16 protein-coding genes are annotated in these 18,980 nt (G+C 71.5%); 6 read left to right on the forward strand and 10 right to left on the reverse strand.

The annotated features are described in order from the left end of the window. Positions 1–50: 50 nt before the first annotated feature. The 10 genes from AB0447_RS00485 to ndhC are packed head-to-tail and all read right to left on the reverse strand — an operon-like array spanning position 51 to position 10,073. Positions 51–1,592: an NADH-quinone oxidoreductase subunit N gene (locus AB0447_RS00485; RefSeq protein ID WP_366474165.1), complete on the reverse strand. Its 1,542-nt coding sequence runs from the start codon at positions 1,590–1,592 to the stop codon at positions 51–53. Next, entirely contained in the window at positions 1,589–3,151 is a 1,563-nt protein-coding gene (locus AB0447_RS00490; protein WP_366474653.1) for an NADH-quinone oxidoreductase subunit M, read from the reverse strand. The genes AB0447_RS00485 and AB0447_RS00490 overlap by 4 nt, the downstream gene beginning before the upstream one ends. Positions 3,152–3,189: 38 nt before the next feature. Further along, the gene (locus tag AB0447_RS00495) at positions 3,190–5,211 is read right to left on the reverse strand and encodes an NADH-quinone oxidoreductase subunit L (RefSeq protein ID WP_366474166.1); all 2,022 of its coding nucleotides are present in this window, start codon (positions 5,209–5,211) and stop codon (positions 3,190–3,192) included. Continuing rightward, the gene (nuoK, locus tag AB0447_RS00500) at positions 5,208–5,567 is read right to left on the reverse strand and encodes an NADH-quinone oxidoreductase subunit NuoK (protein WP_366474167.1); all 360 of its coding nucleotides are present in this window, start codon (positions 5,565–5,567) and stop codon (positions 5,208–5,210) included. The genes AB0447_RS00495 and nuoK overlap by 4 nt, the downstream gene beginning before the upstream one ends. Continuing rightward, positions 5,567–6,187: an NADH-quinone oxidoreductase subunit J gene (locus AB0447_RS00505; RefSeq protein WP_366474168.1), complete on the reverse strand. Its 621-nt coding sequence runs from the start codon at positions 6,185–6,187 to the stop codon at positions 5,567–5,569. The genes nuoK and AB0447_RS00505 overlap by 1 nt, the downstream gene beginning before the upstream one ends. Then, positions 6,184–6,837 carry an NADH-quinone oxidoreductase subunit I gene (locus AB0447_RS00510; RefSeq protein ID WP_366474654.1) on the reverse strand — a complete coding sequence of 218 codons (654 nt, stop codon included), beginning with the start codon at positions 6,835–6,837 and terminating at the stop codon, positions 6,184–6,186. Before AB0447_RS00510 ends, AB0447_RS00505 begins: the two co-directional genes overlap by 4 nt. After that, positions 6,834–7,802 (reverse strand): complex I subunit 1 family protein, encoded by a 969-nt coding sequence (locus tag AB0447_RS00515; RefSeq protein ID WP_366474169.1) that lies wholly within the window; start codon positions 7,800–7,802, stop codon positions 6,834–6,836. Before AB0447_RS00515 ends, AB0447_RS00510 begins: the two co-directional genes overlap by 4 nt. Beyond that, positions 7,799–9,070, reverse strand: coding sequence for an NADH-quinone oxidoreductase subunit C (locus AB0447_RS00520; RefSeq protein ID WP_366474170.1), 1,272 nt, complete (start codon positions 9,068–9,070; stop codon positions 7,799–7,801). Before AB0447_RS00520 ends, AB0447_RS00515 begins: the two co-directional genes overlap by 4 nt. Next, a complete protein-coding gene (locus AB0447_RS00525; RefSeq protein WP_366474171.1) occupies positions 9,067–9,675 on the reverse strand; it encodes an NADH-quinone oxidoreductase subunit B family protein in 609 nt (202 codons plus the stop codon). The genes AB0447_RS00520 and AB0447_RS00525 overlap by 4 nt, the downstream gene beginning before the upstream one ends. Continuing rightward, on the reverse strand, positions 9,666–10,073 hold the full coding sequence (gene ndhC, locus AB0447_RS00530; protein WP_366474172.1) for an NADH-quinone oxidoreductase subunit A: 408 nt from the start codon (positions 10,071–10,073) through the stop codon (positions 9,666–9,668). The genes AB0447_RS00525 and ndhC overlap by 10 nt, the downstream gene beginning before the upstream one ends. Before the next feature lie 148 nt (positions 10,074–10,221). Between ndhC and AB0447_RS00535 the strand changes: the two genes are divergently transcribed. From AB0447_RS00535 to rarD, 6 genes are all read left to right on the forward strand, one after another. Continuing rightward, positions 10,222–11,484, forward strand: a complete 1,263-nt coding sequence (locus tag AB0447_RS00535; protein ID WP_366474173.1) for a sensor domain-containing protein — start codon at positions 10,222–10,224, stop codon at positions 11,482–11,484. Between the two features lie 613 nt (positions 11,485–12,097). Continuing rightward, on the forward strand, positions 12,098–13,402 hold the full coding sequence (locus AB0447_RS00540) for a sensor domain-containing protein (RefSeq protein ID WP_366474174.1): 1,305 nt from the start codon (positions 12,098–12,100) through the stop codon (positions 13,400–13,402). A gap of 387 nt (positions 13,403–13,789) precedes the next feature. After that, entirely contained in the window at positions 13,790–14,449 is a 660-nt protein-coding gene (locus AB0447_RS00545; protein WP_366474655.1) for a response regulator transcription factor, read from the forward strand. 141 nt (positions 14,450–14,590) lie between these two features. Continuing rightward, positions 14,591–16,534 carry a 2-oxoacid:acceptor oxidoreductase subunit alpha gene (locus AB0447_RS00550; RefSeq protein WP_366474175.1) on the forward strand — a complete coding sequence of 648 codons (1,944 nt, stop codon included), beginning with the start codon at positions 14,591–14,593 and terminating at the stop codon, positions 16,532–16,534. Next, on the forward strand, positions 16,527–17,603 hold the full coding sequence (locus tag AB0447_RS00555) for a 2-oxoacid:ferredoxin oxidoreductase subunit beta (protein WP_366474176.1): 1,077 nt from the start codon (positions 16,527–16,529) through the stop codon (positions 17,601–17,603). Before AB0447_RS00550 ends, AB0447_RS00555 begins: the two co-directional genes overlap by 8 nt. Positions 17,604–17,861: 258 nt before the next feature. Beyond that, positions 17,862–18,815, forward strand: a complete 954-nt coding sequence (gene rarD / locus AB0447_RS00560; protein WP_366474178.1) for an EamA family transporter RarD — start codon at positions 17,862–17,864, stop codon at positions 18,813–18,815. The last annotated feature ends 165 nt before the right edge of the window (positions 18,816–18,980 follow it).

Here is an 18,980-nt window from a genome sequence, read left to right on the forward strand (position 1 = left end):
TGGCCGGCCGGGGCGGGCGCTACTCCGTACGTGTTACGGCGCGCCCGCTGTCACTGCGGGAAGAGGCTGGTCGCCGCGAAGCGCAGGACCAGCTGCGGGGCGCCCGAGAGGACCACGGAGACCACACCGGTGACGGCGATGGCCGCGGTGACCGGGAACGGAACCTTCGCGCGGGGGCCCTCGGCCGCGGCTTCGCCCTCCGGCGCGCGGAACAGCAGGGCGGTCCACTGGAGGTAGTAGTAGAGGGCGACGACCACGTTGACGGCCATGACCACGGCCAGCCAGCCCAGCCCGGCGTCCACGGCCGACTGGAAGACGGTGACCTTGGCGAAGAGGCCGATGATGCCCGGGGGCAGGCCGGCCAGACAGAGCAGGAAGAAGGCCAGCGAGAGGGCGGCCAGCGGGCGCTCCGCGTACAGGCCGCGGTAGTCGGCGATCCGGTTCAGCGGCTTGGTACGGGCCACCAGCGCGGCGACCGCGAAGGCGCCCAGGTTCACGACGGCGTACATGAGGGCGTAGGCGACGGTGGAGCCGATCTGGTCGCGCTCGGAGTACGCGGCGGCGGCGATCGGGACCAGCAGGTAGCCGGCCTGGCCGACGGAGGACCAGGCGAGCAGCCGTACGGCGCTGTGCGCGCGGTCCGGGGCCTGGCGCAGGGCGGCGGCGTTGCCGAGGGTCATGGTGAGCGCGGCGAGGACGGCGAGGGCGGGGCCCCAGATGTCGGAGTACGCCGGGAAGGCGATCACGGTGACCAGGATCAGGCCGGTGAAGCCGACGGCCTTGCCGATCACCGAGAGGTAGCCGGCGATGGGCAGCGGCGCGCCGACGTAGGTGTCGGGGACCCAGAAGTGGAAGGGGACGGCGGCGGTCTTGAAGGCGAACCCGATGAGGGTGAGCGCGACACCGGCCATGGCGAGGGTGTCGAGCTGCCCGGGTACGTCTTCCAGCCGGTCGGCGACCAGGGTGAGGTGCAGGGTGCCGGTGGCGGCGTAGACGAAGCTGACGCCGAGCAGGGAGACGGCGGTCGCGGTGACCGAGGACAGGAAGAACTTGAGGGCGGCCTCGGAGGACAGCCGGTCGCCGCGGCGCAGGCCGACGAGGGCGAAGGCGGGCAGCGAGGCGACTTCCAGCGCGACGATCAGGGTGGCGAGGTCGCGGGAGGCGGGCAGCAGGGCGGCGCCGGCGGCGGAGGACAGCAGCAGGAACCAGTACTCGCCGGCCGGCAGCCGGGTGTCGCGGATCGCGGTGACCGACAGGAGGGCGGTGACCAGGGCGCCCGCGAGCACCAGGAACTGGATGACGAGGGTGAACCGGTCGGCGGTGTAGCTGCAGGCCGCGCCGTCGGCGAGGGCGTCGCCGGTGAGGCAGAAGGTGGAGCGGTCGTCGCCGCGCAACGGCAGCAGCGTGAGGGTCGCGGCGGCCAGGCCGGCCACGGAGATCCAGCCGAGCGGGGCCTTCTTCACCTCGGGCAGGAACAGGTCGGCGACGAGGACCAGCAGGGCGACGGCGGCCGGGATGACCACGGGCGCGATGGCGAGCCAGTCGACGGTCTGGACGAGACTGGCGGCGCCGGGGGCGGCGAAGGCCGTCATGCGTTGCCTCCTGCGAGGAGCTTCTGGACGGCCGGGTCGGTGAGGCCGAGGAGGACCGCGGGCCAGAGGCCGGCGAGGACGGTGAGGGCGACGAGCGGGGTCCAGGCGGCGAACTCGTAGTGCCGGACGTCGGACACCTCGGCCGGGGCCGACTTGGGAAGGGTGTGCGGATCGCCCATGCACACCCGTCGTACGACGATCAGAAGATATGCGGCGGTGAGCAGCGTGCCGAAGGCGCCGACCGCCATGAAGGTGAGGAAGGCGGGCCGCGACAGGCCCTCGGCCGGGTCGAAGGCGCCGAACAGCGCGAGCATCTCGCCCCAGAACCCGGCCAGGCCGGGCAGGCCGAGGGAGGCGACCGCGGCGAAGGCGAGCAGGGCGCCGAGGCGGGGGGCGCGGCCGTAGAGCGCGGCGCCGGTGGCGCCGGCGAGGGTGTCGAGATCGGTGCTGCCGTAACGGTCCTTGAGGGCGCCGACCAGGAAGAAGAGGAGGCCGGTGATGAGGCCGTGGGCGATGTTCGCGAACAGGGCGCCGTTGACCCCGGTGGGGGTCATGGTGGCGATGCCGAGCAGGACGAAGCCCATGTGGCCGACGGAGGAGTACGCGATGAGCCGCTTGAGGTCGCCGTTCGCTCCCTTGCGGGCCAGCGCGAGGCAGGCGAGCGAACCGTAGACGATGCCGACGACGGCGAAGGCGGCCAGGTAGGGCGCGAAGGTCTGCATGCCGTCCGGGGTGGCGGGCAGCAGGATCCGCACGAACCCGTACGTACCCATCTTCAGCAGTACGCCGGCCAGCAGGACCGAGCCGACGGTCGGCGCGGCGGTGTGGGCGTCCGGGAGCCAGCTGTGCAGCGGCCACATCGGCGTCTTCACGGCGAGGCCGACACCGATGGCGAGAACCGCCAGCAGCTGGGTGGCGTGGGTGAGTTCGCGGCCGTTGTCAGTGGCCAGTGCCACCATGTCGAAAGTGCCGCTGTTGATCCCGATCAGCAGCAGCCCGAGCAGCATGACCACGGAACCGAGCAGCGTGTAGAGGATGAACTTCCAGGCGGCGGCCTGCCGCTGGTCACCGCCCCAACGGGCGATGAGGAAGTACATCGGGATGAGCACCATCTCGAAGGCGAGGAAGAACAGGAGGAGGTCGAGGACCGCGAAGGTCGCCAGCGTGCCGGACTCCAGGACCAGGAGCAGGGCGACGAAGGCCTTCGGGGAGGGGCCCGCGGGGAGCTTGAAGTAGCTGTAGAGCGCGCAGAGGAAGAACAGCAGCGCGGTCATCAGGAGGAGGGGGAGCGAGATGCCGTCGACGCCGAGGTGGATCCGGACGTTCAGCGCCTGGATCCAGCTGATGTCCGTCGTCCCCTGGAAGCGGGACGGGGCGTCGTGGTCGAAGCCCAGGGCGAGGGCGATCGCCGCGGCGAGGATGACACCGGTCACGGTCACGCCGTGGCGGAGCACCGCCTGTTCGGGGCTGCGGCCCTTGAGCCCCGGCGGGGGCGGCAGCAGGGCCGCGGCCGCGCCCAGGAGCGGTGCGGCCACGATGAACGCCAGAAGGAACTGCATCACGGATGGGCTGATATCAATCACGGCTGACTCACGGCTCACGATCCGGCGTTGACGTTGGCAAGGACGGCGGTGGCGATCGCCAGGACCACGGCACCGGCGAGCAGGGCGCTCAGGTAGCTCTGCACGTTGCCGGTCTGGGCGCGGCGCACCAGGGCACCGAGCAGCCCGGGGCCGCTGCCGGCTCCGCGGACGTACGTGTCGACGACCGTGCGGTCCAGGAAGCGGACCAGGCCGGCGGCGGCGCGCACGGGGCGGACGAACAGCGCGTCGTAGACGGCGTCGAGGTGGAAGCCGGCGTGGGCGTGCGGGTACAGCGGGCCGAGCAGCGCCTTGCCGGGGTCGGCTGCGGGGGCGGCCGGGACGACCGGGTGCTCGTGGGTCACCTCGGCCACCTCGGGGGCCTGGGCGGCGGACTCGGCCGCGTCGGATGCCGCACCGGCCACGACCGGTGCGCCGGGTGCGGTGGGGACCGCACCGGCCCGGGCGGCGGTGACGGAGGCACGCTGCCAGAGGGCGTAGGTGAGCATCGCGCCGATGACCGCCGCGCCCGTGCCCAGCACCGAGGTGGTCAGGGTCGGGGTCAGCTCCTTGCCGTCGAACCAGTCGGCGAGCGGGCCGGCGGCGAGGCCGAAGGCGACCGAGGGGATCGCCAGCAGCCACAGCACGCCGGTCATGGCGAGCGGCTCCTTGCCGTGGTCGGGGGCGGCCGCGCCCCGGCCGCGGAAGGCCATCAGCCAGAGCCGGGTGGCGTACGCGGCGGTGAGCAGGGCGGTCAGCACGCCGGAGACGAGCACCAGCCAGCCGGCCGTGCTCGGGGCGAAGTCCGAGTGCCCGGTGGCGGTGTGCTCGGCGGCGACCAGGACGGCTTCCTTGGAGAAGAAGCCGGCGAACGGGGGGATCGCGGCGAGCGCGAGCAGCGCGATCGACATGGTCCAGAACGCGTCGGGGATGCGCTTGGCCAGGCCGTCCATCCGGGCCATGGCGGCCAGGGAGTTCGTCCCCGCGGCGTGGATGATCACGCCCGCGCCGAGGAAGAGGAGCGCCTTGAAGGCGCCGTGGGACAGGAGGTGGAAGACGGCGGCCGAGCGGTCGCCGACGGCCAGCGCGCCGGTCATGTAGCCGAGCTGACCGACCGTCGAGTAGGCGAGCACGCGCTTGATGTCGTCCTGGGCGAGGGCGGCGAGCGCGGAGCCGACCATCGTCACGGCCGCCATCACGGCCATCACCACCAGCGCGGCCCGGGAGGCCGCGAAGACCGGAAGGAGACGGGCGACGAAGTAGACGCCGGCCGCGACCATCGTCGCGGCGTGGATCAGCGCGGAGACCGGGGTCGGGCCGGCCATGGCGTCCGGAAGCCAGGTGTGCAGCGGGAACTGCGCGGACTTGCCTGCGACTCCGGCCAGCAGGAGCAGGGCGATCAGCGTCGGGTGGTCGAGCCCGCCGGCGGTGACGGCGCCGAGGATCTCCGTGATCCGGAAGGAGCCGGCGTCGGCGGCGAGCGCGAACAGGCCGATCAGGAACGGCACGTCACCGAGCTTGGTGACGAGGAAGGCCTTGAGGGAGGCGGAGCGGGCCGCCTCGGTCTCCCAGTAGTGGCCGACCAGGAAGTACGAGCAGATGCCCATGATCTCCCAGCCGACCAGCAGCACCATCAGGTCGCCGGAGTAGACGACGAGCAGCATGGCGGAGGTGAACAGTGAGACCAGAGCGGCGTAGGACGGGTAGCGCGGGTCCTCGCGCAGGTAGGCCGTCGAGTAGAGCTGTACGCAGGTGGCGACAACACCGACCAGGACGGCCACGAGGACGGCGAAGCCGTCCAGGTGGAGGGCCAGCTCGATCGGCACCGAGCCGGTCGGGGTCAGTTCCGTCGCGGAGTCGATCGCCTTGCCGCCGCCCTGGCGGACGGCGACGAGGACGGCGAGCACGGCCGCGGCCAGGGTGGGCAGCACGGCGAGCGGCCGGACGAATCCGGGGGCGGTGCGGCCGAACAGCAGGCCGGCCACCGCTCCCAGGAAGGGAAGGAGGGGGACGAGGACGGCGAGGGTCGTGGTGGTCACGCGGCGACCTCGTGGGGAGCGGACTCGGCGGTCGGTGCGGGCGGCTCGTTGCCCTCGGCGGTGTCGCGCAGCCGGTCGACGTCGGACGTGCCCCGGTTGCGGTACACCATCAGCACGATGGCCAGGCCGATGCCGATCTCGGCGGCGGCGATGGCGATGGTGAAGAGGGTGAGGGCCTGGCCGGCGTGCAGGGTGTCGCGCAGCCAGACGTCGAAGGCCACCAGGTTGAGGTTGACGGCGTTGAGCATGAGCTCGACGGACATCAGCACCAGGATGGCGTTGCGGCGGGCCAGTACTCCGTACAGGCCCGTGCAGAAGAGGAGCGCCGCGAGCACGGCGGGGTAGGCGAGGTGCATCAGCGCTGCCCCTTCTCGCGGCCGCTTCCGGTCTGGTTGCCGGTCCGGTTGCCGGTCTCGTCGCCGGTCTTGCGGGACAGCACGATGGCTCCGATCAGCGCGGCCAGCAGGAGGACGGAGAGCGCCTCGAAGGGCAGTACCCAGTGCTGGAAGAGGATCTCGCCGGAGACCTTGGTGGAGCCCTGGGCGGGTCCGTCGAGATTGATCCAGGTGGTGCGGAAGGCGTCGACCACGACCCAGACGAGCGCGCCGGCGGAGGCCAGGGCGACCGTGAGGGCCGCCCAGCGGTTGCCCGAGTCGGCGTCCGGTGAGCGGCCGATGGGGGCCTTGGTGAGCATCAGGCCGAAGAGGAGGAGGACGACCACGGAACCGAGGTAGATCAGCACCTGGACCCAGGCGATGAACTCGGCAGTGAGCAGGAGGTACTCGACGGCGATCCCGCCCAGCGCCACCACCAGCCAGAGGGCGGCATGCACCAGCTGCTTGGTGGTGACGGTGACGAGGGCCGCGCCGAGGGTGGCGATACCGACGAGGAGGAAGGCGATTTCGACGCCGGTCGGCGACAGGAAGCCGGGGCCGGTGACTTGGGCGGCGGCGGCCAGGTGGGCGGTGTGCATCATGCGGCGCCTCCGGCCGGCGCGTCGGGGTCGGCGGGACCGGCCGGGTCACCGGCGGCGGGCCCGGCCTCGGCCGGGCCGGCCTCGGCGGCGGCGCGGGCGGCGGCTTCCGCCTCCGCGGCGGCGCGGGCTTCCGCCTCGGCCTTCTCCACCGTCTTGCGGGCGGCGGCGAGTTCCTTGGGCTCCTCTGCCGCCGGGTCGAGGGCGGGCGGGGCCGGGACCGTCCACATCCACTCGCGGAGCTTGTCGCGCTCGTGGGTGAGTTCGTGGATGTCCGTCTCCGCGTACTCGAACTCCGGCGACCAGAAGAGGGCGTCGAAGGGGCACACCTCGATGCAGATACCGCAGTACATGCAGAGGGAGAAGTCGATGGCGAAACGGTCGAGGACGTTGCGGCTGCGCTCGCGGCCACCGGGCGTGGTGGCCGGGATCGTCTCCTTGTGGGAGTCGATGTAGATGCACCAGTCGGGGCACTCGCGGGCGCACAGCATGCACACCGTGCAGTTCTCCTCGAACAGGCCGATGACCCCGCGGGTGCGGGGCGGGAGCTCGGGCTGTACCTCGGGGTACTGGGCGGTGTGCGAGCGCTTCGTCATCGTGCGCAAGGTGACGGCCAGGCCCTTGGCGAGGCCGGATCCGGGAATGGGCATCAGTTCATCGCCACCTTCACGATGCCGGTGAGCGCGATCTGGGCGAGCGCGAGCGGGATGAGCGTGGTCCAGGCGAGCTTCTGGAGCTGGTCCTCGCGCAGGCGGGGGTAGGTCACGCGCAGCCAGATCACGAGGAAGGCGAGGACCGCGGTCTTGAGCAGGGTCCACACCCAGCCGAGGCCGTCGGCACCCCACGGGCCCTGCCAGCCGCCGAGGAAGAGGACGGTGGTCAGGGCGCAGAGGACGACGATGCCGGCGTACTCGGCGAGCAGGAAGAGGGCGAAGCGGAGGCCGGTGTACTCGGTGTAGGCGCCGAAGATGATCTCGGAGTCGGCGACGGGCATGTCGAAGGGGGGACGCTGCAGCTCGGCGAGGCCTGCGGTGAAGAAGACCAGGGCGCCGACGATCTGCCAGGGCAGCCACCACCACTCGAAGGCCTCGACGATCCCGGGGAGGGAGACGGTGCCGGCGGCCATGGCGACGGAGGCGGCCGCGAGGAGCATGGGGAGCTCGTAGGCGAGCAGCTGGGCCGCGGTGCGGAGGCCGCCGAGCAGGGAGAACTTGTTGGCGGAGGCCCAGCCGGCCATCAGGCTGCCGAGGACTCCGACGCCCATGACGGCGAGGACGAAGAACAGCCCGGCGTCGATGACCTGCCCGACGGCGCCCTCGCCGGGGCCGATCGGGATGGCGACGAGGACGAGGAGGTACGGGAGGAGCGCGACGGCGGGGGCGAGCTGGAAGATGCGCCGGTCGGCGTTGGCCGGGACGACGTCCTCCTTCTGCGCGAACTTGACTCCGTCGGCGACGAGCTGGGCCCAGCCGTGGAAGCCGCCGGCGTACATGGGGCCGAGGCGGCCCTGCATGTGGGCCATCACCTTGTGCTCGGTCTGTCCGATGACCAGGGGCAGCACCAGGAAGACGGCGAAGACGACGAGCAGGCGCAGCGCGACATCGAGTACGTCGTTCACGCGTCGCCTCCGGTGTCGGGTCGGGTCTCGGGCTTGGGCTTGGTCTGGGGCTCGGGCCGGGGCTCGGGCCGGGGCTCGGGCCGGGCTTCAGGTGCGGTTTCGGGGGCCGGCCCGGGCTCGGCCCGCGGAGCCTTCGGCTCCGGCTGCCCCGCCGGTTCGGGCTCCGGTTCGGGCTCCGGTTCGGGCGTGGCCGGCTCGTCGAAGGCGGGCTTCGGGTTGTGCCACGGGGCGTCGGCGCTGCGCGGGGCCGGGCGGGCCGGGGTGCCGGGCTCGGCTGCGGGCTTCGCGGTCGGCTCGGCTGCGGGCTTCGCGGTCGGCGCGGCCGCGGGCTGCGCAGTCGGCTCGGCTGCGGGCCCGGCCGCCGGCTCCGTGGGCGCGGCCGCCTGGCTCGCGGAGCCTTCCGCCGCCGAGCGGGTACGGCGTACCGGGCGCGCAGGGGCTTCGGGGCCCGACGGGGTCTCGGCAGCCTGGCTCGCGGAGCCCTCCGCCGCCGAGCGGGTACGGCGTACCGGGCGCGCAGGGGCTTCGGGGCCCGACGAGGTCTCGGCCGCCTGGCTCGCGGAGCCCTCGGCGACCGAGCGGGCACGGCGGACCGGGGCGCCCTCGCGGGGGGTGCGGGCGGGCGGGGCCTCGCCGGCGGCGCGGGGCGCGCGCGGGGTGCGCGCCGGGCGGGCGGGGGCGGGCGGGAGCTGGCCCTTGAGGGGTCCCCAGTCGTTGGGGTCGGGGACGCCGGGGGGCAGCATGGTGCGGCGCTTCGGGCCGCCGGAGTCGGCGCCCTCGCCCGGCTCCTTGGCTCCCGGCCAGGCCTTGGCGACCCGGGCCGCCAGGACGAAGTCCTTGCGGAGCGGGTGCCCTTCGAAGCTCTCCGGGAGGAGGAGCGGTACGAGGTTGGGGTGGTCGGTGAAGACCACGCCGAACATCTCGTGCGTCTCGCGCTCGTGCCAGGACGCCCCCGCATAGACGGCGATGGCCGACGGGAGGGAGGGGGCGGTGTGCGGGACGGTCGTACGGAGGAGCAGCCGGCGGACCCGGTGGCCCTCCAGCGCGACCACGTGTGCGCAGACGCGGAAGCCGGTGCCCGGCTCGTCGACCGCGCTCAGCCAGTCGAAGTAGGTGCAGCCCAGCTTGTCCCGGGCGATCTCCAGGGCCTGGATCCAGGAGCCGACGGGAACGTCCACCGTCAGCACGTCGTAGGAGAGCTCCGCGACCGCTTCCGCGCCGAAGATCTCGGGGGCCGCTTCGGGCAGGGCGTCGTACAGGGTGGTCATGCCGGGTCCTCCGCACGGGCGGGGGGCGTGACCAGGCCGCTGGTCAGCTGGGAGACCGACGGGGCCAGCGCATTCGAGTAGCGCGCCGCGAGCGACTCGCGGGCGATCTTCTCCTGAAGCTTGAGAATGCCCTGCAGGAGGGCTTCGGGGCGCGGCGGGCAGCCCGGCACGTACACATCAACCGGAATGATCTGGTCCACACCCTTGGTGACGGAGTACGAGTCCCAGTACGGCCCACCGCAGTTGGAGCAGGCGCCGAAGGAGATGACGTACTTCGGCTCCGGCATCTGCTCGTACAGGCGCTTGACCGCCGGGGCCATCTTGTCCGTCACCGTGCCCGAAACGATCATCAGGTCGGCCTGGCGCGGCCCCGGCGCGAACGGGATCACGCCCAGCCGGATGAAGTCGTGCCGGGCCATCGACGCGGCGATGAACTCGATGGCGCAGCAGGCCAGCCCGAAGTTGAAGACCCACAGGCTGTAGCGGCGGCCCCAGTTCAGGACCACCTTCATCGGTTCCGGGGCGAGGCGGGAGAGGACTCCCAGGCGCTTGGGCTCCGGGAGCAGCTGTCCCTCGGCGGCTGTCACAGCCGGTGTCACGTCCATTCGAGGACGCCCTTCTTGTACGCGTAGAGCAGGCCGACGGCCAGGAACCCCAGGAAGATGAACATCTCGACCAGAGTGGTGGCGCCATAGCCCGCGGCGGCGAACACCGTCGCCCACGGGAACAGGAAGATCGAGTCGACGGCGAAGATGACGTAGAGGAAGGCGTAGACGTAGTAGCGGACCTGGGTGTGAGCCCAGCCCTCGCCCACCGGGTCGACACCGCACTCGTACGTCAGGAGCTTCTCGCGGGTGGGCACGACGGGCCGCAGCAGCCGTCCCGCACCGAAGGCCACGGCCACGAAGAGCACGCCGAGCGCCGCGAGCAAACCGACGACCGAATAGCTTCGGAAGTAGTCCGCCGCGAGCACGGTTACGGTCGATACCGTTGGGTCGGGCACGTCCGTTCCTCGCTCCTCTGGCCACTGTCGACGATCTGGTACGGCAGGGAGTCTAGGGCCTGCCTCACACAGGGTGGGGTTATCCCCCGTTCACTGAGACAAGGGCACCCCATGGCATCGGTGGGGCGTGGTTGGCAGGCTGTGCCGCATGAGCGTCAACACCCAGGCACCCGACCATGACCGGCCCGCGCCGGTGCGCGCCGTCTTCAGCGCGGCCACGTGGAAGGAAATTGCACACCTGCTGGCCAACCTGCCAGTCACGATCACCGGCTTTGTTTACACGGTGTTCATGCTCGGCACGGCCGGCGGTCTGTCCGTGACCGCGATCGGGCTGCCGCTGCTCGCCGGCGGACTTTTCGTGTCCCGCCAGACAGGACGGCTGGAGCGCGCGCGGGCCCGGCTGCTGCTCGGCGTCCATGTGGAGGAGCCTACGCCGATTCCGGGGCCCCGGCGGTCCGGCGGATTCTTCCCCTGGCTGTGGTCGGCGATCAAGGATCCGGTGGCCTGGCGGACCGTGCTCTACGACCTGGTGCGGCTGCCGTGGGGGGTGCTGACCTTCACCGTGATGCTGGTCGGACTCTTCGTGCTGTGGCCGGTGCTGCCGTACGTGGCGCGGGGGATGGCGAACGTGGACCGGGCGATGGTGCGGGGGCTGCTGTCGCCGTCGGACGAACTGGAACGACGGATCGCCGAGCTGGAATCGGACCGCGGGGTCGTGGTCGACACCGCCGCCGCCGACCTGCGGCGGATCGAACGGGACCTGCACGACGGGGCGCAGGCGCGGCTGGTGGCGCTGGCGATGGGGCTCGGTCTGGCGAAGGAGAAGCTGCTGGAGGACCCCGACGCGGCAGCGGCGATGGTCGACGAGGCGCACGGCGAGGTGAAGCTGGCGCTGCAGGAGCTGCGGGACCTGGCCCGCGGGATCCACCCGGCGGTGCTGACGGACCGCGGGCTGGACGCCGCGCTGTCGTCGGTGGCGTCGCGGTGCGTGGTGCCGGTGAAGGTGCTGGTGGATCTGCCGGCGCGGCCGGCGGAGGCGATCGAGGGGATCGCGTACTTCACGGTTTCCGAGCTGCTGCAGAACGTGAGCAAGCATGCGGGGGCCAGGTCTGCGTCGGTGGAGGTTTGGCGGGCTGGGGGGAGCGGCGGTGCCGGGGCCGGGTCTGCCGGCTCCGGGTCCTCCCGGGCCGTGGCCTCCGGGGCCGTGGCCTCCGGGGCCGTGGCCTCCGGGGGCCGGCTGATGATCCGGGTGTCGGACGACGGGCGGGGCGGGGCGCGGATGGACCGTGGGACCGGGATGGCCGGGCTGGCGGAGCGGTTGGGGGCGGTGGACGGGGTGTTCGTCCTGGACTCGCCGGAGGGGGAGGGGACGACGGTGACGGCGGAGTTGCCTTGGCGGGGGCGGGGCTGAGGTTTTCGTCGGTGGTTGTACGGGGCTTCCGTGGGCGGGGTGGGCTGCGGGGGCCCCGTGGTGTTTGGCGGGGGTGGGGGCCGCTGCGCGGGGCTTCTTCCCCACCCCGCCCCTTCCCGTAACCGGGGCTCCGCCCCGGACCCCGTTCGGGGGCTCCGCCCCGGACCCCCGCGCCTCAAACGCCGGCGGGGCTGAGGATGGCTCCGCCCCCCGGCGGGGTAGGAGGCGTCGCCCCCACGGGGCTCGGTGGGGCTCCGACCCCGGCCGGGGCGGGTGGGCGCCGACCCCCGCCGGTCTGGGCGGGGGCTGAGGACGCCTCCGCCCCCGGCGAGGTGGGTGGGCGCCGACCCGCGGGCTGGGCGGGGTTTCGACCCCGCCGGGATGGGCGAGCGCGGGGTTGAGGGGCTCCGCCCCGGACCCCGTTCCGGGGCTCCGCCCCGGACCCCCGCGCCTCGAACGCCGGCGAGGTTGAGGATGCCCCGGCGGGGCGGGGAGGTGCCGTTGGGGTGGGGTTAACCCCCCGGGTGGGACCCCCACCTGCCGCATGGTTTCGGGGCGGGGTGCGCGGGAGGGTTGGGGCATAGCGGAGGACGGACAGGACGGGGTCGGGATCATGGCCAACGGCGTGGTGGGGCAGGAGCGGCGGGTACCGGCGGTGTTGCGGGCGCCGGTCGAGGGGCGGGCCTGGCGGGAGTTCGGGTACCTGATGCTCGGGTTTCCGCTGAGCATCTTGTACTTCACGCTCGCCATCACCGGACTCAGCCTCGGCGCCGGCCTGCTGGTCACCTTCATCGGCATCCCGGTGCTCGCCGCGGTGCTCGCCATGTGCCGGGGCTTCGGCCAGTTCGAGCGGGGCCGCGCCCGGGCCCTGCTGCAGCTGGACATCGCCGATCCGGAGCCGATCCGGGCCGAGAAGGCCGGCGCCCTGGCCTGGATGGGCGCCCTGCTCAAGAGCGGCAGCGCCTGGCGGCACGTGCTGTACTCGGTCATCCACTTTCCGTGGGCGGTGTTCAGCTTCACCGTCGCGCTGGTCTTCTGGACCTACGGGTGGGGCTTCCTGCTGTACCCGGTCTGGTTCTGGGTCTTCCCCGTCTTCACCGACCAGCCCGGGCTCCAGCTGTTCCAGAACGACGACTACACCTTCCACCTCGCCGGCCCGGTGGGGGTGGCCATGACCTGCCTGTTCGGCCTGACCCTGACCCTGATCACCCCGTGGCTGGTCCGGGCCCTCACCACGGTCGACGCGGTGCTGGTCACCGGCCTGCTGGGCCCGTCCCGGCTGGCCACCCGGGTCACGGAACTGGAGTCCGACCGCGGGGTCGTGGTCGACACCGCGGCCGCCGATCTGCGCCGGATCGAGCGGGACCTGCACGACGGGGCGCAGGCCCGGCTGGTGGCCCTGGCCATGGATCTGGGGCTGGCCAAGGAGAAGCTGACTGAGGACCCGCAGGCGGCGGCTCGCATGGTCGACGAGGCGCACGGCGAGGTGAAGATCGCGCTGCAGGAGCTGCGGGACCTGGCCCGCGGGATCCACCCGGCGGTGCTGACGGACCGCGGACTGGACGCGGCCCTGTCCTCGGTGGCGTCCCGCTGCGCGGTGCCGGTGCGGGTGGTGGTGGACCTGCCCGCGCGGCCGGCCGCCGCGATCGAGGGGATCGCGTACTTCACGGTCTCCGAGCTGCTCCAGAACATCAGCAAGCACGCACTGGCCCGGACCGCGTCGGTGGATGTGTGGAAGTCCGGCGACCGGCTGCTGATCCAGGTCGCGGACGACGGCCGCGGCGGGGCCAGCGCCGGCGCCGGCAGCGGGCTGGCGGGGCTGGGCGAGCGGCTGGACGCGGTGGACGGCGTCCTGATCGTCGAGTCCCCGGCCGACGGGGGTACGACCGTCACGGCCGAGCTGCCCTGGCGGGACTAGCGGCGACCGGCGCGGGTAGTGCCGACGGTCGTGACCAGCGCCCACCGGCATGGGTAGTGCCGACCGGCGTGACCAACGCCCACCGGCATGGGGTTCCCACCGGCGCGGCTGGTGCCCACCGGCGCGACCAGCACCCACCGGCATGGCTGGTGCCCACCGGCGCGGCCAGCGCCGAGCAGCGCCGCCGAGCAGGCAGTAGGCAGTAGGCAGTACGCAGTCGTACGGCGCCTTGAGTTGGAACGGCCGGGCCCCGCGGGCCCCGGCCGGTCGGCGTATCTCCACTCGTCCTTAAGGCTGGCCCTGTCCGGGACGCGAGGCTGGGATGCTTGGCTCAGCCAGAAGCCGGATACGAGTGGATGCGGGAGCTGCTGAATCGTGGAAGACAGGGTGCGGGTGGTCATCGCCGAGGATTCAGTGCTGCTGCGTGAGGGCCTGACCCGGCTGCTGACCGACCGGGGGCATGACGTCGTGGCGGGCGTCGGGGACGCGGAAGCCCTGCTCAAGACGGTCGCGGAGCTGGCGGCCGAGAATGCGCTGCCGGACGTGGTGGTGGCGGATGTCCGGATGCCTCCCACCCACACCGACGAGGGGGTGCGGGCGGCCGTGCGGCTGCGCCGGGAGCACCCCGGGATCGGGGTGCTGGTGCTGTCCCAGTACGTGGAGGAGCAGTACGCCACGGAACTCCTGGCCGGTTCCAGCACCGGTGTGGGGTATCTGTTGAAGGACCGGGTGGCCGAGGTGCGAGAGTTCACCGAGGCCGTGGTGCGGGTGGCCCGGGGTGGCACCGCGCTGGACCCCGAGGTGGTGGCCCAGCTGCTGGGCCGCAGCCGTAAGCAGGACGTTCTTGCGGGTCTGACCCCTCGCGAGCGAGAAGTGCTCGGCCTGATGGCCGAAGGCCGCACGAATTCCGCAGTCGCGAAACAGCTGGTGGTCAGCGATGGAGCGGTCGAGAAGCATGTCAGCAATATCTTCATGAAGCTCGGCCTGTCGCCGAGTGACGGGGATCACCGCAGGGTGTTGGCGGTCCTCACCTATCTGAATTCCTGATCAACTGACATCGTGTCAGCAAATGGCAATTGAACCGGCCGTCTCAAAAAGCCGTCCAGAATATGAGCGACCCGAGGATCGACATCCTTACGGACGTAGGGTTGGCCTTGGGGCGCCACGCCTCGAAGGAGGTCCAGTTCAGTGACCAGCCAGGTCAGTAGTCCAGCCGAGCAGGCCGACGGGGCCGAAGGAACTGTGGTCACCGGGCAGCGCCCGCCCGCGAGCCCGGGGGGCAAGGAAATCCGCCGCCTCGACCGAGTGATCATCCGCTTTGCGGGTGACTCGGGCGACGGAATGCAGCTCACCGGTGACCGTTTCACTTCGGAGACCGCGTCATTCGGTAACGACCTCTCCACGCTGCCGAACTTCCCGGCCGAGATTCGCGCGCCCGCCGGCACGCTTCCCGGCGTCTCCTCGTTCCAGCTGCACTTCGCCGATCACGACATCCTGACCCCGGGCGATGCCCCGAACGTCCTGGTGGCGATGAATCCGGCGGCCCTGAAGGCGAACATCGGTGACGTGCCGCGTGGCGCGGAGATCATCATCAATACCGATGAATTCACCAAGCGCCCGATGGCCAAGGTCGGCTACGAGACCTCGCCGCTGGAGGACGGCTCGCTGGACGCGTACAACGTCCACCCGGTGCCCCTGACCACCCTGACCGTCGAGGCGCTGAAGGACTTCGGGCTCTCCCGCAAGGAGGCCGAGCGCAGCAAGAACATGTTCGCGCTGGGCCTGCTGTCCTGGATGTACCACCGGCCCACCGAGGGCACGGAGAAGTTCCTGCGGCAGAAGTTCGCGAAGAAGCCGGAGATCGCCGCGGCGAACGTGGCCGCCTTCCGGGCCGGCTGGAACTTCGGCGAGACCACCGAGGACTTCGCGGTCTCCTACGAGGTGGCCCCGGCCACCAAGGCCTTCCCGCCCGGCGTCTACCGGAACATCTCCGGCAACCTGGCGCTCGCGTACGGGCTCATCGCCGCAGGTCAGCAGGCCGATCTGCCGCTCTACCTGGGCTCTTACCCGATCACCCCGGCCTCGGACATCCTGCACGAGCTGTCCAAGCACAAGAACTTCGGCGTACGGACCTTCCAGGCCGAGGACGAGATCGCCGGCATCGGCGCGGCGCTCGGCGCGGCCTTCGGCGGCGCGCTCGCCGTGACCACCACCTCCGGCCCCGGTGTGGCGCTGAAGTCCGAGACGATCGGTCTGGCGGTCTCCCTGGAGCTGCCGCTGCTGATCGTCGACATCCAGCGCGGCGGCCCCTCGACGGGCCTGCCCACCAAGACCGAGCAGGCCGACCTGCTCCAGGCCATGTACGGGCGCAACGGCGAGGCCCCGGTCCCGATCGTGGCCCCCAGGACCCCGGCGGACTGCTTCGAGGCCGCCCTGGACGCGGCCCGGATCGCCCTGACCTACCGGACCCCGGTCTTCCTGCTCTCCGACGGCTACCTGGCCAACGGCTCCGAGCCCTGGCGGATCCCCGATCTGGAGGACCTGCCCGACCTGCGGGTCCGATTCGCGAGCGGCCCGAACCACGAGCTGGCGGACGGCACCGAGGTCTTCTGGCCGTACAAGCGCGACCCGCAGACGCTGGCCCGCCCGTGGGCGGTCCCCGGCACCCCGGGGCTGGAGCACCGGATCGGCGGCATCGAGAAGCAGGACGGCACGGGCAACATCTCCTACGACCCGGCCAACCACGACTTCATGGTCCGCACCCGGCAGGCCAAGATCGACGGCATCGAGGTCCCGGACCTGGACGTGGACGACCCGGACGGGGCCCGCACGCTCGTCCTGGGCTGGGGTTCCACGTACGGACCGATCACGGCGGCGGTCCGCCGGCTGCGGATCACCGGAGTGCCCATCGCACAGGCCCATCTGCGTCACCTGAACCCCTTCCCGAGGAATCTCGGCGAGGTCCTGAAGCGTTACGACAAGGTAGTGGTGCCGGAGATGAACCTCGGGCAGCTGGCCACCCTGATCCGGGCGAAGTACTTGGTCGACGCCCAGTCGTACAACCAGGTCAACGGAATGCCCTTCAAGGCGGAGCAGCTCGCGACGGTTCTCAAGGAGGCCATCAATGACTGAGACGGCAGCGGCGCCGGCCGGCCACTCCCTGCTCTCCCTGGTCCCCAAGGCCGAGGCCAAGCAGTCCATGAAGGACTTCAAGTCGGACCAGGAGGTCCGATGGTGCCCCGGATGCGGTGACTACGCGGTCCTGGCGGCCGTGCAGGGCTTCATGCCCGAGCTGGGGCTGGCCAAGGAGAACATCGTCTTCGTCTCCGGGATCGGCTGCTCCTCACGGTTCCCGTACTACATGAACACGTACGGGATGCACTCCATCCACGGCCGGGCCCCGGCCATCGCCACCGGCCTGGCCTCCTCCCGCCGCGACCTGAGCGTCTGGGTGGTCACCGGTGACGGCGACGCGCTGTCCATCGGCGGAAACCACCTGATCCATGCCCTGCGGCGGAACGTCAACCTCAAGATCCTGCTGTTCAACAACCGGATCTACGGTCTGACCAAGGGCCAGTACTCGCCCACCTCCGAGGTCGGCAAGATCACCAAGTCGACCCCGATGGGCTCGCTGGACGCGCCCTTCAACCCGGTCTCGCTGGCGCTGGGGGCCGAGGCCTCCTTCGTGGCCCGTACGGTCGACTCCGACCGCAAGCACCTCACCGAGGTGCTGCGTGCGGCGGCCGACCACCCGGGCACCGCGCTGGTGGAGATCTACCAGAACTGCAACATCTTCAACGACGGCGCCTTCGAGATCCTCAAGGACAACGAGCAGGCGCAGGAGGCCGTGATCCGGCTGGAGCACGGGCAGCCGATCCGCTTCGGGGCCGACGGCCACAAGGGCGTCGTACGGGACCCCGCGACCGGCGACCTCCAGGTCGTGGCCGTCACGCCGGAGAACGAGTCGCGGATCCTGGTCCACGACTCGCGGAGCGCGTCCCCGACCACCGCCTTCGCGCTGTCCCGGCTGGCCGACCCGGACACGCTGTACCAGACCCCGATCGGCGTGTTCCGCAATGTGGAGCGGCCGGTGTACGACACGCAGATGGCGGACCAGCTGGACACCGCCATCGAGCAGTACGGCAAGGGCGACCTGAACCGGCTGCTGGCCGGCAACGACACCTGGACGGTCATCGGCTGACCTGTCTGACCCCGGCCTGACCCTGGTCTGGCCCTGGCCTGACCCTGGTCTGGCCCTGTCTGACCTGCCTGGTGTCCGACCTGCACGTCCATGAACGGGCCCGGAGCTCTCACGAGCTCCGGGCCCGTTCTGCTGTGCCGATCGGGCCGCGCTCGAGGGTGTCATGAGTCTCACTGTTTATGGCCATGACATCCGGCCCGCCCGGCGCTACCTTCGAGAGGTTGGCCGGAAAGTGCCTGCGCCACCGAGGAGGGCCCCGTGAAGGCAGAGAACGAGCAGCGCACGGGTCTGCTCTACGGATTCGCCGCCTACGGGATGTGGGGCCTCGTCCCCCTCTTCTGGCCGCTGCTCAAGCCCTCCGACGCCATCGAGATCCTGGCCCACCGCATGGTGTGGTCGGTGGCGGTACTGGGCGTCATCCTGCTCGCGCTGCGCCGCTGGAGCTGGGTCCGGACGCTCGCACGGCAGCCCCGCAAGCTCGCCCTGACCACCCTGGCCGCCGCCCTGATCACGGTGAACTGGGGCGTCTACATCTGGGCGGTCAACAACGGCCAGGTGGTCGAGGCCAGCCTGGGCTACTTCATCAACCCGCTCGTCACCATCGGCATCGGCGTACTGGTGCTGGGCGAGCGGCTGCGGCCCGCCCAGTGGGCCGCGGTCGGCATCGGTCTGGCCGCCGTGCTCGTGCTCGCCGTCGGGTACGGGCGGCCGCCGTGGATCTCCCTGGTGCTGGCCTTCTCCTTCGCCGTCTACGGACTGATCAAGAAGAAGATCAATATGGGCGGGGTGGAATCGCTCGCCGCCGAAACCGCCATCCTCTTCCTGCCCGCCCTCGGCTACCTGCTGTGGCTGGCCGGGCAGGGCGAGCTGACCTTCGGTTCCGAAGGCGCCGGGCACGCCTCCCTGCTCGCCGCCACCGGCCTGGTCACCGCGCTTCCGCTGATCTGCTTCGGCGCCGCGGCCATCCGGGTCCCGCTGTCCACCCTCGGACTGCTCCAGTACCTGGCCCCGGTCTTCCAGTTCTCCCTCGGCGTCCTCTACTTCCACGAGGCGATGCCGCCCGAGCGCTGGGCCGGTTTCGGCCTGGTGTGGGCCGCACTGTCGATGCTCACCTGGGACGCGCTGCGGGCGGCCCGGCGCGCCCGGTCCCCGCTCGCGGGGATCCCGGCCGGCACCGCGCCCGCCGCCCGGGAACCGGCGCAGCCGGCGTAACCGAACAGCTTCCGTCCCTCAGTCGCCCGTACGCATCACGCGTACGGGCGACTGTCCGTTGAGCGAACCGGGCTGACCGGATTGTGCTCTTGACCGACAGTCATATTCTCACTGACCATCGGGCTCGCACAGACGCACCATCACCGCACGTTCAGACGCACTATC

Source organism: Streptomyces sp. NPDC051211 (assembly GCF_040689505.1).
Classification (GTDB): Bacteria; Actinomycetota; Actinomycetes; order Streptomycetales; family Streptomycetaceae; genus Streptomyces.

What these genes read in the sequence shown, in the direction of transcription:
- AB0447_RS00485 (WP_366474165.1), bottom strand. Translation starts at nt 1,592, where the DNA reads ATGACGGCCTTCGCCGCCCCCGGCGCCGCCAGTCTCGTCCAGACCGTC.
- AB0447_RS00520 (WP_366474170.1), bottom strand. Translation starts at nt 9,070, where the DNA reads ATGACCACCCTGTACGACGCCCTGCCCGAAGCGGCCCCCGAGATCTTC.
- AB0447_RS00535 (WP_366474173.1), top strand. Translation starts at nt 10,222, where the DNA reads ATGAGCGTCAACACCCAGGCACCCGACCATGACCGGCCCGCGCCGGTG.
- AB0447_RS00555 (WP_366474176.1), top strand. Translation starts at nt 16,527, where the DNA reads ATGACTGAGACGGCAGCGGCGCCGGCCGGCCACTCCCTGCTCTCCCTG.
- nuoK (WP_366474167.1), bottom strand. Translation starts at nt 5,567, where the DNA reads ATGCACCTCGCCTACCCCGCCGTGCTCGCGGCGCTCCTCTTCTGCACG.
- AB0447_RS00490 (WP_366474653.1), bottom strand. Translation starts at nt 3,151, where the DNA reads ATGCAGTTCCTTCTGGCGTTCATCGTGGCCGCACCGCTCCTGGGCGCG.
- AB0447_RS00540 (WP_366474174.1), top strand. Translation starts at nt 12,098, where the DNA reads ATGGCCAACGGCGTGGTGGGGCAGGAGCGGCGGGTACCGGCGGTGTTG.
- AB0447_RS00505 (WP_366474168.1), bottom strand. Translation starts at nt 6,187, where the DNA reads ATGATGCACACCGCCCACCTGGCCGCCGCCGCCCAAGTCACCGGCCCC.
- AB0447_RS00525 (WP_366474171.1), bottom strand. Translation starts at nt 9,675, where the DNA reads ATGGACGTGACACCGGCTGTGACAGCCGCCGAGGGACAGCTGCTCCCG.